Source organism: Jannaschia sp. R86511, assembly GCF_042466345.1.
Classification (GTDB): domain Bacteria; phylum Actinomycetota; class Actinomycetes; order Actinomycetales; family JBBAYJ01; genus Aquipuribacter.
Genome location: NZ_JAXHCD010000001.1, coordinates 1,835,784 through 1,850,854 on the forward strand (window position 1 = coordinate 1,835,784; position 15,071 = coordinate 1,850,854).

9 protein-coding genes and 1 pseudogene are annotated in these 15,071 nt (G+C 74.0%); 7 read left to right on the forward strand and 3 right to left on the reverse strand.

Annotated features, from left to right (window positions below; all coding sequences use genetic code 11):
- Positions 1-20: 20 nt before the first annotated feature.
- From SJY06_RS08815 to SJY06_RS08835, 5 genes and pseudogenes are all read left to right on the forward strand, one after another.
- Positions 21-1,442 (forward strand): annotated as a pseudogene (locus SJY06_RS08815) (class I adenylate-forming enzyme family protein); the annotation flags it as partial.
- A 36-nt stretch (positions 1,443-1,478) separates the two neighbouring features.
- The gene (gene arr, locus SJY06_RS08820; RefSeq protein WP_380169688.1) at positions 1,479-1,901 is read left to right on the forward strand and encodes an NAD(+)--rifampin ADP-ribosyltransferase; all 423 of its coding nucleotides are present in this window, start codon (positions 1,479-1,481) and stop codon (positions 1,899-1,901) included.
- 163 nt (positions 1,902-2,064) lie between these two features.
- The gene (locus SJY06_RS08825) at positions 2,065-3,495 is read left to right on the forward strand and encodes a trehalose-6-phosphate synthase (RefSeq protein ID WP_380166659.1); all 1,431 of its coding nucleotides are present in this window, start codon (positions 2,065-2,067) and stop codon (positions 3,493-3,495) included.
- A complete protein-coding gene (gene otsB, locus SJY06_RS08830) occupies positions 3,492-4,292 on the forward strand; it encodes a trehalose-phosphatase (RefSeq protein ID WP_380166661.1) in 801 nt (266 codons plus the stop codon). Before SJY06_RS08825 ends, otsB begins: the two co-directional genes overlap by 4 nt.
- Positions 4,293-4,317: 25 nt before the next feature.
- Positions 4,318-4,767 carry a nuclear transport factor 2 family protein gene (locus tag SJY06_RS08835; protein WP_380166663.1) on the forward strand — a complete coding sequence of 150 codons (450 nt, stop codon included), beginning with the start codon at positions 4,318-4,320 and terminating at the stop codon, positions 4,765-4,767.
- 160 nt (positions 4,768-4,927) lie between these two features.
- On the opposite strand, the gene SJY06_RS08840 is transcribed toward SJY06_RS08835, so the two are convergent.
- Positions 4,928-6,574 carry an ABC-F family ATP-binding cassette domain-containing protein gene (locus SJY06_RS08840; RefSeq protein ID WP_380166665.1) on the reverse strand — a complete coding sequence of 549 codons (1,647 nt, stop codon included), beginning with the start codon at positions 6,572-6,574 and terminating at the stop codon, positions 4,928-4,930.
- 82 nt (positions 6,575-6,656) lie between these two features.
- Between SJY06_RS08840 and SJY06_RS08845 the strand changes: the two genes are divergently transcribed.
- Together SJY06_RS08845 and sufU are read left to right on the forward strand one after the other, a co-directional pair.
- Positions 6,657-7,976 (forward strand): SufS family cysteine desulfurase, encoded by a 1,320-nt coding sequence (locus SJY06_RS08845; RefSeq protein WP_380166667.1) that lies wholly within the window; start codon positions 6,657-6,659, stop codon positions 7,974-7,976.
- On the forward strand, positions 7,976-8,455 hold the full coding sequence (gene sufU / locus SJY06_RS08850) for a Fe-S cluster assembly sulfur transfer protein SufU (RefSeq protein WP_380166669.1): 480 nt from the start codon (positions 7,976-7,978) through the stop codon (positions 8,453-8,455). Before SJY06_RS08845 ends, sufU begins: the two co-directional genes overlap by 1 nt.
- A gap of 158 nt (positions 8,456-8,613) precedes the next feature.
- On the opposite strand, the gene SJY06_RS08855 is transcribed toward sufU, so the two are convergent.
- Positions 8,614-13,602: a CBM35 domain-containing protein gene (locus SJY06_RS08855; protein WP_380166671.1), complete on the reverse strand. Its 4,989-nt coding sequence runs from the start codon at positions 13,600-13,602 to the stop codon at positions 8,614-8,616.
- 190 nt (positions 13,603-13,792) lie between these two features.
- A complete protein-coding gene (locus SJY06_RS08860) occupies positions 13,793-14,977 on the reverse strand; it encodes an ROK family protein (RefSeq protein ID WP_380166673.1) in 1,185 nt (394 codons plus the stop codon).
- Positions 14,978-15,071: the final 94 nt, after the last annotated feature.

The window sequence follows — 15,071 nt, forward strand, 5'->3', positions numbered from 1 at the left end:
CGCTGCGTCCCTTCCACCGGGTGCTGGCCGACGGGGTCCGGCGCGGGCCCGACCAGGTGGCCGTCGTCGACCCGGCGCTGGGCCGGCAGGTCCGCTACGGCGAGCTGGCGGAGCTGGTCGACGGGGCCGCCGCCCGGCTGCTGGCCGGCGGCCTGGGCCCGGGGGACCGGGTGGCCGTGCTGGCCCGCAACGGGCTGGAGCAGGCCGTGGCCGTCCTGGCCTGCTCGCGCGCGGGGCTGGTCCACGTCGGCCTGCCGGTCGACGACCCGCCCGACCGGCTGCGCGCCGTGCTGCGGGCGGCCGGGCCCCGGCTGGTGCTGGAGCAGCCCGGGGCGGCGGAGTCGGCCGGTCGCGCCCTGGCGGGGAACGGGTGGCCGGCCCCGGTCCCGACCGACCTGCTGCTGGCCGGCCCGACGGGGGCGCAGCTGCCGGTCCGCGGGCCCGACGACGCGATGAGCACCTACTCGCTGATCGCGACCAGCGGCTCGACCGGCCGGCCCAAGCTGGTCCGGCTCACCGGCGCCATGACGGACACCGCCGCCCGCACCTACACCCGGCTGCTGGGCCTGGGCCCGGTGGACCGCACGGCCGTCCACCTGCCGATGTGGTGGGTGTCGGGCCACGTCACCCAGCTGGCCACCGCGCTGCACAGCGGCGGCGCCGTGGTCACCATGGCCCGCTGGTCCGCCGCGGACCTGGTGCGGGTGGTCGCCGAGCACGACGTGACCTGGCTGGACCTGGTGCCGTCGCTGTGGCACGGCCTGCTGCGAGAGCCGGCCTTCGCCGCCGACCGGCTGCCCACGCTGCGGGCCGCGGTGTTCGGTGGGGCGCCCGCCTCGCCCGAGGTGCTCGAGCAGGTCCGGGCCCGGGTGCCGGGCCTGGCCCTGCTCGACGCCTACGCCATGTCGGAGCTGCCGGCGCCGATCGCCTGCCTGGTCCCGGCCGACGCCGAGGCCGGGGCGGGCACGGTCGGTCGGGTGCAGCCGCACGTGCGGCTGCGGCTGCTGGACGCCGACGGGGCCGACGTCGCCCCCGGACGGGACGGCGCCGTGACGGTGCGCAGCCCGGCCCTGACGCCCGGGTACGCCTCGGCCGACGAGCCGGCCGTCGTCGACGGCTGGTTCGCCACGGGCGACCTGGCCCGGCTGGAGCCCGAGGGGTTCGTGCGCATCACGGGCCGGCTGGCGGACGCGGTGCTGCGCGGGGGCGTCACGGTCCACCCGGTCGAGGTCGAGCGGGCCCTGGTGGCCTCCGGGCTGGTGGCCGAGGCGCTGGCGGTGGGCGTGCCCGCCCGGCTGCACGGCGAGGACGTCGCCGTGCTGGTCACCGCGCCGGCCGACGGTGCGGCCGTCGACGTGGCCGCCGTGCGGCGCGAGGTGCGGCTGCGTGTGGGCCTGCACGCCGTGCCGGTCCGGGTGGTGGTGGCGAGCCTGCCGCGCACGGGCAACGGCAAGCCGGACCGGGCGGCGGCCCGCGCCCTGCTGACGGGACCGTCGGCGGGACCGTTCTTCCACGGCACCCGGGCCGCGCTCGCCGTCGGGGACGAGCTGGTCCCCGGCCGTGGCTCGAACTTCCAGGCCGGTCGGGTGTCCAACCACGTCTACTTCGCGGCGGCGCTGGAGACCGCGGTGTGGGGGGCGGAGCTGGCGGCCGCCCTCGGCCCGGGCGAGGGACCCGGCCGCGTGTACGAGGTGGTGCCGCTGGGCCGGTTCGAGGACGACCCGAACGTCACCGACAAGCGGTTCCCCGGCAACCCCACCCGCTCCTACCGCAGCCGGCAGCCGCTGCGGGTGGTGGCCGAGGTGGCGGACTGGCCGGGCCACCCGCCCGAGGTGCTGCAGGCCATGCTGGACAGCCTGGCCCGGCTGCGGGAGCAGGGCCTGGACGTCATCGAGGACTGACCGACGACCGCGGAGACCCGTCCGGGACGACGGTGGGGTGGACGCGGGCGTCCAGGACGACCATCCTGGTGCCCGGTGGGGTGTGGGGGACCGCGACGCGGGTACTCACCCGCCAGCACGGGCCTGTCGGCCCGGTCATCGCTGACGAGTGGGAGGCCGAGTCATGCCGTCCGGACAGTACGACTTCGTGGTCGTGGCCAACCGGCTGCCGGTCGACCAGGTGGGGACGGAGCCCGACGGCTCGCCCCGCTACGAGACGTCACCGGGCGGGCTCGTCACCGCCATGGCCCCGATCATGGCCGCGCACGACGGCGCCTGGGTCGGCTGGCCCGGCGCCCCCGGTGAGGTCGGCGAGGCCTTCGACGCCGACGGCATCCACCTGGTGCCCGTGCCGCTGTCCACCACCGAGGTGGCCGACTACTACGAGGGCATGTCCAACGGCACGCTCTGGCCGCTGTTCCACGACGTGATCGCGGCCCCGGAGTACCACCGGCACTGGTGGGACAGCTACGTCGCGGTCAACCAGCGCTTCGCCGACGCCGCCGCCGCGCAGGCCGCCGAGGGCGCCACGGTCTGGGTGCAGGACTACCAGCTGCTGCTGGTGCCGGCCCGGCTGCGCGAGCAGCGCCCCGACCTCAAGATCGGGTTCTTCAACCACATCCCGTTCCCCGGCTACGAGATCTTCAGCCAGCTGCCGTGGCGCCGGCAGGTCGTCGAGGGCGTGCTGGGGGCCGACCTGGTCGGCTTCCAGCGCCGCTCCGACGCGACCAACTTCCTGCGGGCCTGCCGCCGGGCGGCCGAAGCCGTCACCAAGGGCGGCACGGTGCAGGTCGACGACGCCACCGGTCGGCGCGAGGTGCGGGCGGCCGCGTTCCCGATCTCCATCGACGCCCAGGCGTTCGAGGACCTGGCCACCTCGCCGGAGGTGGTGGCGCGGGCCGAGCAGATCCGCAAGGAGCTGGGGGAGCCGGACACCGTGCTGCTGGGGGTGGACCGGCTGGACTACACCAAGGGCATCCGGCACCGGCTGTCGACGTTCGCCGAGCTGCTGGAGGACGGCACGCTCGACAAGGAGTCGACCGTGCTGGTGCAGGTGGCCAGCCCGTCGCGCGAGCGCGTCCAGGCCTACTCCGACCTGCGCGACGAGGTCGAGCTCACGGTCGGTCGGCTCAACGGCGACCACGGCACGGTCGGCTTCTCGCCCGTGCACTACCTGCACCAGTCGTTCCCGCGCGAGGAGATGGCCGCGCTGTACCTGGCGGCCGACGTCATGCTCGTGACGGCCCTGCGGGACGGCATGAACCTGGTGGCCAAGGAGTACGTCGCGGCCCGGCACGACGGCGACGGCGTGCTCGTGCTCAGCGAGTTCGCGGGCGCCGCCGACGAGCTGACCCAGGCCGTGCTGATCAACCCGCACGACATCGACGGCAGCAAGGCGGCGATCGTGCGGGCCGCGCGGATGCCGGCCGACGAGCGGCGCCGTCGGATGCGGGCCATGCGCCGCCGGGTCAAGGAGCACGACGTCGAGCGCTGGGCCCAGGACTTCCTGGGCACGTTGGCCGGCGAGCCGCGCGAGCCGCAGGGCCAGCAGTGACGTCGACGCCCGGCCCGCACACCGCCTCGCACGCCCACGACGCACGGCAGGCGGTCGCGGCCGTCGCCCCGCGCGAGCCGCTGCTGGTGGCGCTGGACTTCGACGGGGTCTGCGCCCCGCTGGTCGACGACCCGGCCGACTCGCGCATGCTGCCCGGCACCCGCCGGGCGCTGCAGGGCCTGGCCGCGGCCGGGGTGCACGTCGCGCTGGTGTCCGGGCGGGGTCTGGCCAGCCTGCGCGAGGTGGCGCGGCCCGAGCCCGGCTGGCTGCTGGTCGGCGGGCACGGCGCCGAGCCCGGGGACGGCGACGGCGTGGTGCTGGGCGGGGAGGCGCAGGAGCTGCTCGACCGGCTGGCCCGCGAGCTGGGGTCGGTGGTCGAGGAGCACCCCGGCGCGGCCGTGGAGCACAAGCCCAGCTCCGTCGTCCTGCACGTGCGCCGCGCGCCGGGCGAGCACGGTGCCGCGGCCACCGACCGGGTGCTGACCGGCGCCGCGACCTGGTCCGGGGTCCACGTCAAGCGTGGGCACGACGTCGTCGAGCTCGCGGTGCTCGAGGCCGACAAGGGGCGCGCCCTGACCACGCTGCGGCAGCAGACCGGGGCGAGCTCGGTGCTGTACGTGGGTGACGACGTCACCGACGAGGACGCGTTCGCGGTGCTCGACGCCGACGGCGGTGACGTCGGGGTCAAGGTGGGTCCGGGGGACACCGCCGCCACCCACCGGGTGGGCACCCCGCAGGACGTCACGGACCTGCTGCAGGCCCTGCTGGACGCCCGACACGCGGTCCGGGACGGCTGAGCCGGACCGGGCGTAGGGTGCCGTGATGGACGCCGACGCCCGTGCCGCCATCGACCAGCTGCTGTCCGAGTCGGAGATCACGCGGCTGGTGCACGAGTACTGCCACGGCGTCGACAAGCGCGACGCAGAGCGGTTCCTGTCGGTGTGGGCGGCCGACGGCGTGTGGCAGGTCGGCCCCGACGAGGTGTTCCGCGGCCACGACGCGATCCTCGCCGCGGCCCAGCGGCAGTGGGACGCGTTCGGTCAGATGCACCACTGGAGCGCCAACCTCGTGCTCGACGTCGAGCCCGGCGAGGACCGCGCCACGGGCGAGTCCGACGTCGACGTCACGGTCGAGATGACCGACGGGCGCTGGGTGCGCGGCGGCGGCACCTACAAGGACACGTACGTGCGTGAGCACGGCCGCTGGAAGATCGCCCGCCGCGAGGCCGTGGCCCACTTCCACCTGTACGGCGAGAGCGCCGACATCCGCTGAGGCGGCCCGTCCCGGGCGTACCGGCCAGCGACACAGGTGCCCGGCCGGGGCGTCGTCGACCGGCCGACCCGCGTGTCGTGTCGCCGGTCGGTACGGCGCAGGACCCGGCCGCGGTCGGCGCGGGCGTGGACCGGTACGGCGCAGAGCACACCGGTCGGGCTCAGGTCTCGCTGACCCGGCCCGCCTCGACGGCCCAGCGCCGGTCCAGGCGGACCTGCTCCAGCAGCCGGCGGTCGTGGCTGACCAGCAGCAGGGTGCCGGTGTAGGCCTCCAGCGCGCTCTCCAGCTGCTCGATGGCCGGCAGGTCCAGGTGGTTGGTCGGCTCGTCGAGCACGAGCAGGTTGACGCCGCGGGCCTGCAGCAGGGCCAGGGCGGCCCGGGTGCGCTCGCCCGGGGACAGGCTGCCGACCGGACGGTCGACGTGGGCGGCCTTGAGCCCGAACTTGGCCAGCAGGGTGCGGACCTCCGCCGGGGGCTCGTCGGGCAGGTGGGCCCGGACCGCCTCCAGCAGGGACTCGGAGCCGGTCAGCACGGCCCGGACCTGGTCGACCTCGCCGACCTCGACCGACGTGCCGCGCGACACCGTCCCCGCGTCAGGCTCCAGCCGGCCCAGCAGCAGGGCCAGCAGGGTCGTCTTGCCGCTGCCGTTGGCGCCGGTCACCGCGACCCGGTCGCCGGCGTCGACCTGCAGGTCCACCGGGCCCAGCGTGAACGAGCCACGCCGGGCCACGGCCCCGCGGGCCGTCAGCACGACGCTGCTGCCGCCGGGGGCCGAGGCGATGGAGTACCGGAGCTCCCACTCCTTGCGGGGCTCCTCGACCTCCTCCAGCCGCTCGATCATGCGGTCGGTCTGCCGGGCCTTGCCGGCCTGCTTCTCGCTGGTCGCCTTCATGTGGGCGCGGATGTTCTTGTCCGGCTCGCCCCGGCGGGCGGCCTTGCTCATGGCGTTGCGGGTGCCCTTGTCGGCCCAGCCCCGCTGCATGCGCGAGCGGGCCTGCAGCCCCTCGACGGTGTCGGAGTACGCGTCGTAGGCCTCCCGGGCCCGGCGCCGGGCGACCTCGCGCTCGGCCAGGTACGACTCGTAGCCGCCGCCGTAGACGTTGACCTGCTGCTGGGCCAGGTCCAGCTCGACGACCCGGGTGACGGTCCGGGCCAGGAACTCCCGGTCGTGGCTGACCAGGACCGTCCCGGCCCGCAGCCCCTGCACGAAGCGCTCCAGCAGGGCCAGGCCGTCCAGGTCGAGGTCGTTGGTCGGCTCGTCGAGCAGCACGACGTCGAAGCGGCTCAGCAGCAGCGCGGCCAGCCCGGCCCGGGCGGCCTGCCCGCCCGACAGCGCCGTCATGGCCAGGTCCACCTCGACGTCCAGGCGGACCTCGGCCAGCACGGCGGGCAGCCGGTCGTCGAGGTCGGCGGCCCCCAGCGCCAGCCACTGCTCCAGGGCCGTGGCGTACTCGTCGTCGGCGCCGTCGCTCCCGGCGCTCAGCGCCTCGGTCGCGGCGTCGAGGCGCTGCTGGGCCGCGGCAACCCCGGTCCGTCGGGCCAGGTAGCCGCGCAGGCTCTCGCCCTCGCGCCGCTCCGGCTCCTGCGCCAGGTGGCCGACCACGGCGCTGGCCGGGCTGAGCCGGACCTCGCCCGCGTCGGGCTCGGCCTCGCCGGCCAGCACCCGCAGCAGCGTGGACTTGCCCGCGCCGTTGGCGCCCACCAGGCCCACGACGTCACCGGGGGCGACGACCAGGTCCAGGCCGGAGAACAGCGTGCGCTCGGCGTGGCCGGCGGCGAGGTCGCGGGCGAGCAGGGTGGCGGACACCGGGGGAGTCTGCCAGGGCCCTCCGGGCCCGGCCACGGATTTAGGTCAGGGCGGGTGGACGTATTGGGCGTACAGTCGGGGCGTGGCGACCAGACTCCCCGGACCCGACCTCGTCGACGACTTCCCTGTCCTCGGCCGCACCGTGCGCGACGGCAAGCGGCTGGTGTACCTGGACTCCGGGGCCACCTCGCAGCGACCGCTGGCGGTGCTGGACGCCGAACGCAGATTCGTCACCACGAGCAACGCGGCGGTGCACCGCGGGGCCCACGCGCTGGCCGAGGAGGCCACCGACGCCTACGAGCAGGCCCGGGCCACCATCGCCCGGTTCGTCGGGGCCACGCCCGAGGAGGTGGTGCTGACCAAGAACGCGACCGAGGGCGTCAACCTGCTCGCGTACAGCCTGGGCAACGCCGCCACCACGCCCGGGGCGCAGGCCCTGGCCCTCGGGCCGGGCGACGAGGTCGTCGTCACCGAGATGGAGCACCACGCCAACCTCGTGCCCTGGCAGGAGCTGTGCCGGCGGACCGGGGCGACGCTGCGCTGGTACGGCGTCACCGACGGCGGCGAGCTGGACCTGGACGGCATCGAGCTGTCGCCGCGCACCAAGGTGCTGGCCTTCGTGCACACCTCCAACGTGCTGGGCACGGTCAACCCCGTGGCCGAGCTCGTGGCCCGGGCCCGGGCCGTCGGCGCGCTCGTGCTGCTGGACGCCTGCCAGTCCGTGCCCCACCTGCCGGTCGACCTGCCCGCCCTGGGGGTCGACGTCGCCGTGTTCAGCGGGCACAAGATGCTCGGGCCGACCGGCATCGGCGTGATGTGGGCCCGCCGCGACCTGCTCGAGGCGCTGCCGCCGTTCCTGACCGGCGGGTCGATGATCGAGACGGTCACCATGGAGCGCTCGACGTTCGCGCCGCCGCCGCAGAAGTTCGAGGCCGGCGTGCCGATGGTCTCCCAGGCCGTCGGCCTGGCCGCCGCCTGCGACTACCTGACGGCCATCGGCATGGACCGCGTGGCCGCCCACGAGCAGGAGCTGACCGGCCGCATCCTGACCGGGCTGGCCGAGCTGGGCGGGGTGCGCGTCGCCGGGCCCACCGGCACCACCGCGGCCGCCCTCGCCGGGCGCGGCGGCACGGTCGCGTTCGTGGTCGACGGCGTCCACGCCCACGACGTCGGGCAGGTGCTGGACGACGCCGGCGTGGCCGTGCGGGTCGGGCACCACTGCGCCTGGCCGCTGCACCGTCGCCTCGGCCTGCAGGCCACCGTCCGGGCCAGCACCCACGTCTACTCCACCGAGGCCGACGTGGACGCGCTGCTCGCGGGGGTGCGGGCGACGCAGGAGTTCTTCGGGGTGGCCCCCCTGCGGGTCGCCGCGGGCGCCCCGTCGACCGGAGGAACGCGCTGATGGACCTGCAGGAGCTGTACCGCGAGACGATCCTCGACCACTCACGGCGACCTCGGCTGACCGGGCTGCGGGAGCCCTTCGACACCGAGGTGCACCAGGTCAACCCGATCTGCGGCGACGAGGTGACCCTGCGGCTGCGCCTGGGCGACGGCCAGGGGGCGGAGCGGGCCCTGGCCGACGTGTCCTACGAGGCGGTGGGCTGCTCGATCAGCCAGGCGTCGGCCTCGGTCATGGTCGAGGCCCTCACCGGGCGCAGCGCCGGGGACGCCGCCCGGGCCTACCAGGCGTTCCACGAGATCGTGACCTCGGCCGTGCGGGGCGAGACCACCATGGACCCCATGGAGCGGCTGCCCGCGGACCTGGCCGAGGCGCTGGGCGACGCGCCCGCCTTCGCCGGGGTCGCGCGGTACCCGGCCCGGGTCAAGTGCGCCCTGCTGGGCTGGACCGCCCTGCGCCAGGCGCTGGTGCAGGCCGGCTGAGACCCGCGCCGACCCTGCACCGGGACGAGGTCGGCTCCGTCTGACGGGGCCGGGCACGAGAGAGGCCGGTCCCCGACGGTGTGTCGTCACCGTCGGGGACCGGCCTCGGCCGCGCTACGTCGTCCCGGCCGACCGTGGGGGTCGGCCGGGACGACCGGTCAGCGGAGCGCCTCGCTGAAGGTGGTCAGCAGCTCGGCGTGCTCGGCGGAGACCGAGCGCCTGACCTGGCCGGCCAGCTGCCGCTCGAAGGCCGCGAGCATGCTCGCCCGGGTCGCCGGACGGCCCGTGGCCTCGGCGGAGTCGAGGCGCTTGTCGAGCGCCGCGACGACCTTGGGGTCGTCCACCAGCTCGGCGACGACCGACCGCATCGAGTCGAACGTCACCTCGACGGTGAAGGTGGCGCTGGCCGTGCCCGTGCTGCCCGCGACGTCGGTGGCCGAGGCGGTGACCTCGTGCTCACCGAGCCCGAACGACCAGGCCCGGCCGTCGACGTCGGCGCAGGTGTCCTCGGCCAGGCCGGAGCCCGGCTCCGGGTCCACGGCCGAGCACGTCAGGGCGACGTCCTGGTCGACCGTGTACGACGTCTCGCCGTCCCACGTGACCTCCGGCGCGCGGGTGTCGACGCGGAGCTCGATGCTCTGCGCCTCCTCCACGTTGCCCGCGGCGTCGGTGGAGCGGAACCGCAGGACGTGCTCGCCCTCGCCGGACACGGTGACCGGCTCGGTGTAGGCCACCCAGTCGCCGCCGTCGAGCGACATCTCCGTGCCGGCGACGTCGCCGTCGTCGGTCGCGGTGAGCGTGACGGTGGGCTCGGTGGTGTACCAGCCCTCCACCGGGGTGCCCGAGACGCTCGCCTCGGTCACGGGGGCGGTGGTGTCCGGCTCCTCGGAGTCCACGGCCGCCTCGACGAGGAGCGCGTCGAGGTTGACGTGGCCGTCGTCGCCGTCGTCCTTGCGGATCGACACCGTGTTGGTGCCCTCGTCGAGGACGACCTCGCGCACGGCCGTGGCCCAGACCTTCCAGGTGCCGGTGCGGGGCAGCAGCCACTGGTCGAGCTTGTCGCCGTTGACGTACAGCGACACGGTCTTGTCCCCGTCGAACGGGTTGGGGCCGTTGGAGTAGAGCAGGTGCAGCGGGTAGGTCCCGTCCGCCGGCGCCTCGACCTCGAAGGTCACCCCCGCGCCGACGTCGCCCATGCCCTGCACGTAGCCGGTGCCGGAGTACCCGGCGTGCTCCGTGCTGGGGTTGGCGCTGCCGGCCAGCTCGGCGTCCTCGGCCTCGTAGCTGCCGATGACGACCGGGCCCAGGGACTCGCCGACCTTGAGGACGTCGAGGTTGACGTTGCCGTCGTCCCCGTCCTCGAAGCGGATGGTCACCGTGTTGGCGCCCTCCTGCAGGACGGCCTCGCGGACCACGGTCGCCCAGGTCGCCCAGGTGCCGGTGCGGGGCAGCACGAGCTGCTCCACCTCGGTGCCGTTGACGTACATCGAGACCGTCTTGTCCCCGTCGAACGGGTTGGGGCCGTTGGCGTAGCGCAGGTTGAGCGGGTAGCGACCGCGCTCCGGCACCTCGACGTCGAAGGTGACCTCGGCGCCCTGCTCCCAGAAGCCCTGCACGTAGCCGCTGCCGGAGTACCCGGCGTGCTCCGTGCTGGTGCTCGCGTTGCCGCCGAACGTCGCGTCCTCGGCCTCGTAGGTGCCGATGTACACCGGCTCGACCTGGACCTCGCCGACCCGCAGGACGTCGAGGTTCACGTTGCCGTCGTCACCGTCCTCGTAGACGACGGTGACGGAGTTCGCGCCCTCCTGCAGCTGCACCGAGCGGCTCACGGTGCCCCAGGTCTTCCAGTCGCCCAGGCGGGGCAGGACGAGCTCGTCCTGCTCCTGGCCGTTGACGTACAGCGACATGGTCTTGTCGCCGTCGAACGGGTTCGGGCCGTTGGCGTAGCCGAGGTACAGGGGGTACGTGCCGTCGGCGTCGACCTCCACGTCGAAGGTCACCCCGGCACCCACGTTTTCGATGCCCTGCACGTAGCCCGCGCCGGAGAACCCGGCGTGCTCCGTGCCGACCCTCGCGCTGCCCAGCAGCTCGGCGTCCTCGGCCTCGTACGTGCCGGAGAAGTCGACGCCGCCCTTGATCTGGATGTCGCGGTAGTAGACCGTCTCGCCGCCGCCGTGGTTCTGGACGCCGATGAAGCCGGCCAGGTCGCGGGCGGGGTCGGTGCTGGTGAAGTCGTTGACCAGCGTCCCGTTGAGCGTGATCCGGATGCGGTCGCCGTCGACCTGGATCTCGTAGGAGTTCCAGCGGCCGACCGGGTTGAGGGCCTGCTCCACCGCGTCGAGGTCCGCGCCCTGGAAGGTGTAGACCGCGCCGGTGGTGCGGTCGTCGGCGTCGGTGGCGTCGATCTGGATCTCGTAGCCGTTGTCGACGGCCACCCACGGGTCGTTGCCCGGGTTGGGGAAGCCGACGAACACGCCGCCGTTGTCGTCCTTGACGAGCTTCCAGTCCAGGGCCAGCGTGTACTGGTCGCTGAACTGCTGCTCGGTGAACCACAGCAGCCCGAGGCCGCCCTCACCGCGGATGCTGCAGTCGTCGACGCGGCCGAACGAGCCCGGCCCCGCCATCCGCCAGCTCTCGAGCGAGGCCAGCGTGCCGTCGAACAGGGACGTGTAGCCCTCGTCCGCCGGGGCGGGGGTGCAGATGTCGCGCTGGTCGCCGACGGACAGGACGTCGATGTTGACGTTGCCGTCGACGTCGTCGTCGTAGGAGAACGTGATGGTGTTGTCCCCGGCCTGCAGGGCCAGGTCCCGGGTCAGCCACGTCCACGACTTCCAGTCGACGGTGTCGGGGAACGTGACCGGGTCGAGCTTCTCGCCGTTGACGTAGAGCGCGACGGTCTTGTCCCCGGCGAACGGGTTGGGGCCGTTGGCGAAGCGGACGTTGACCGGGTAGGTGCCGGCCTCCTCGACGGAGGTCGTGAAGGTCAGCTCCGCTCCCTCGTTGGAGAAGCCGGCCGCGAAGCCGTTGCCGGAGTAGCCGCTGTGGTCGACGGCCACGCTCGCGCCGAAGCGGAGCGTCGCCTCCTCGGCCTCGTAGTACCCGCGGTCGGCGGGCGCCTCGTAGCCGGGGTAGGAGTTGAGGGTGTACCAGGCCTCGGTGTTCCACAGCTCGGTGCCGTCGGCGGAGGCGAAGGGCCGCGGGGAGCGCAGGTGCACGACGCGGCCGGGCTTCAGGCCCTCGATCTGCAGCGTGACGCTGGTGCGGTCCTCCGACACCGTGGCCTCGTCGACGAACAGCGGCTCCTCGTCGATCTTGGGGCCGCCGTAGGACGGCGTGGGCAGGTAGCGCCACTGCTGGATCTCGAAGGAGGACTCGATGTCGGCGACGGTCTCGTCGGACAGCGGCTCGGTGTAGGTGATCTCGAAGCCGCCCTCGACGACCTCCATCGACTGCATGTCGAAGGTGCCGCCGCCGTTGGGGGTCAGCTTCTGCAGGCCGTAGCGCAGCTTGCCCGGCTCGCTCCAGTTGCCGGCCTCGCCGATGCCGCCGACGTAGACCGTGCCGTCCGGACCGATGATGGTGCGGTTGACGCCGGCCTCCAGGCCCGCGGTGTGGCGGAAGACGGCGCCCTGGTACTCACCGTCGACCTCCTCCAGGAACGCCCGCTGCAGACCGCCGTAGGTGACGTCGCCGAAGACCATCTGGCCCGCGTAGACGCCCTCGGTGACCATGACCGGGGTGCTGGGGGAGTTGCCGATCTCGTTCTGGGGGACCCAGACGACCGGCTCGGTGACGGGCTGGTCGTCGAACGGACCGGCCGGGTTGGTGTAGTGGTTGAAGAACCGGTCCTGCTTGATGTGGACCATCTTCGACGCCGGCAGCCAGGAGCCCTGGTTGTCCATGACGAACAGACCGTCGTCGGGGCCCCTGCCCATGCCGTTGGGGGTGCGCAGACCGCCCGCGACCAGGCTGACCTCGCCGGTCTCGCGGTCGATCTTGATGCTCGTGCCGGGGTCCTCGCCCGGCTGCGGGTTCGTGGTGGCACCGCCGTTGTTGATGGCCACGGACCGGCTGACGTAGAAGTAGTCGTCGTCGTGCAGCAGGCCGAAGGCGAACTCGTGGAAGTTTCCGCCGCTGGGCCACTCGGCGTGCGTGCGGTGCTCCATCAGCCCGTCGCCGTCGGTGTCGGGGGTGAGCTCGGTCAGGCCGTACTTCTCCGACACCCAGATCGAGTCGCCGATGACGTCGACGCCCATCGGGGTGACCAGGTCGGTGGCGATCTTCGTGTAGGTGACGTCGTCGGGGCCCTCGGCGTCGGCGACGTCCTCGAGCAGGAAGACCTCGCCCGGGGTGGGCTCGTCCGGGTACCCGGCCGGGCTGACGGCGCCGGAGGTCAGCACCACGAGCTCGCCGCCGTCGGTCAGGTCCAGGCCCGAGACCATCGGCTCGAAGCCGTCGGGGCGCAGGTCGACCAGGTCGTAGCCGGGGTGCACGGAGTCGAGCTTGAGCCCGTCGCCCGCGGTGTCCTCGGCGCCCTCGCAGTACTTGGTGCCGGGGGCGGTGACCCGCACCACGCCGGCCTCGGTGCTCATGGCGGAGGTGGGGACGACCGCGAAGTCCGTCGCGCCGGGGGCGCGCCACTCCAGCAGCAGGCGCTGGCCGCCACCGGCCTCGAAGAACTCGACGAGCAGCGGGTGCACCCCCGCGGTCAGCGTGACCGTGCCCTCGACCGAGACGGTGCCGTGCAGGCCGTCGTTGTCGACGACGACCTGGTCGGCGACGCTGAGGCGCGACCCGTCGTCGCTGGTCAGCCGGAAGGTCCACTCGCCCTCGACGGGGACCGTCAGGTTGGCGTCGACCGTCGTGAGGAAGTTGTCCTCGAAGCCGAAGTCCTCGGCCGTGGTCAGGTCGACCACCGGGATCAGCCGGTCGACGTTGGGCGTCGACCCGGCCTTGATGGTGCACAGCGCACTCAGGCCCTGTCCTGTGCTGTAGGTGCGCATGGTGGCACCGGGCTCCTGCGGGGGCAGGGGGTCGTCGGCGACGACGGCGGACGCGGGGACCGCGACGCCGAGCGAGGCCACGAGGGCGAGGCCGGTGAGTACCGGCAGCCCCGCCCAGCGGCGGGGGGTCAGGCGGTGGGGCATCGATCCTCCTCGACGGGAGGGCTGCGGCGCCCCCCGGTGTCGGCGCCTCGTCCTCGAGGCGCCACGACCGCAACGGTCGCAGGATCGAATCTATGTTCGGCTTATGACGACGGTCAAGCAAAACCTGCTGTGACCGCAGCATTAACCGGCGTGCCGGAGGCTGCCGGGCGCCGGCCGGCGCCCGGCAGGTTCACCCGATCGCGCGGTCGACCTCACCCGGCGAGAGCACCCGCTCGATGACCATGACGGCGGAGCCGACGATGCCGGCGTGCTCGCCCGCGCTGCCGGGGACGATGCGCAGGTGCTGGGTGGCCAGGGGTAGCGAGCGCCGGTAGACCACCTCGCGCACGCCGGCCAGCAGGTGCTCCCCGGCCGAGGCCAGCGACCCGCCGACCACGATCACCGACGGGTTGAGCATGCTGACCACGTTGGCGAGCACCTCGCCGATGTACCGCCCGGCCTCGCGGAGCACCTGCACGACCTCGACGTTCCCGCCCCGGGCCAGCGCGGCGATGTCGCGGCTGGTGCGCACGTCCAGGCCCTTGGCCGCGAGCCGGGTCACCAGGGCCGCCCCGCCCGCGACCGCCTCCAGGCAGCCGGTGTTGCCGCAGCGGCACAGCACGTCGTCGGCGTGGGGCACCTGGATGTGGCCGAGGTCGCCGGCGGCGCCCTGGGCCCCCCGCCGCAGCTGGCCGTCGGCGATGATCCCGGAGCCGATGCCGGTGCTGACCTTGACGAAGACCAGGTGGTCCTCGTCGGGCCAGGTGGTGAAGTGCTCTCCCAGGGCCATGACGTTGACGTCGTTGTCGACGACGGCGATCGGTCCCAGGTCGCCCTGCAGCCGGGCGGTGACGTCGTAGCCGTCCCAGCCAGGCATGATCGGAGGCTGGATGGGCCGCCCGGTGGCGTGCTCCACGGGACCGGGCAGGCCGATGCCGACCCCGGCGAGGCGCTGGCCCCCGGTGGACACCCGGTCCACGAGACCGCGGCCGCGGTCCACCACCCAGCCCAGGACGTGGTCCGGCCCGGCGGCGATGTCCAGGTCCTCGCGCACCTCGTCCAGCACGCGGCCGGCCAGGTCGGTGACGCCGAGGCGGGCGTACGTGGCGCCGAGGTCGGCGGCGAGCACGAGGCCCGAGGAGGGGTTGAACGCGAACTGCGTCGGGGGTCGGCCACCGGTGGACACCGCGTCCCCGGCCGGACCGATGAGACGGCTGCTGAGCAGGGCGTCGACCCGCTGGGCCACGGTCGAGCGGGACATGCCCGTCATCACCGCCAGCTCCGAGCGGGTACGCGGCACGCCGTCGCGCAGCAGGGCGAGCAGCTGTCCGGCCCCCCCCGGGGACGTCCATGGGTCGGTGACGGTCGTGGCCATGTTTCGACGATATGCGAACCCGCCACAAACTGACCAGACGCGAGTATCGCGGCACCCTCGCGCATCTTTTGCTTGACGTTCGGCGGAAGTCCGC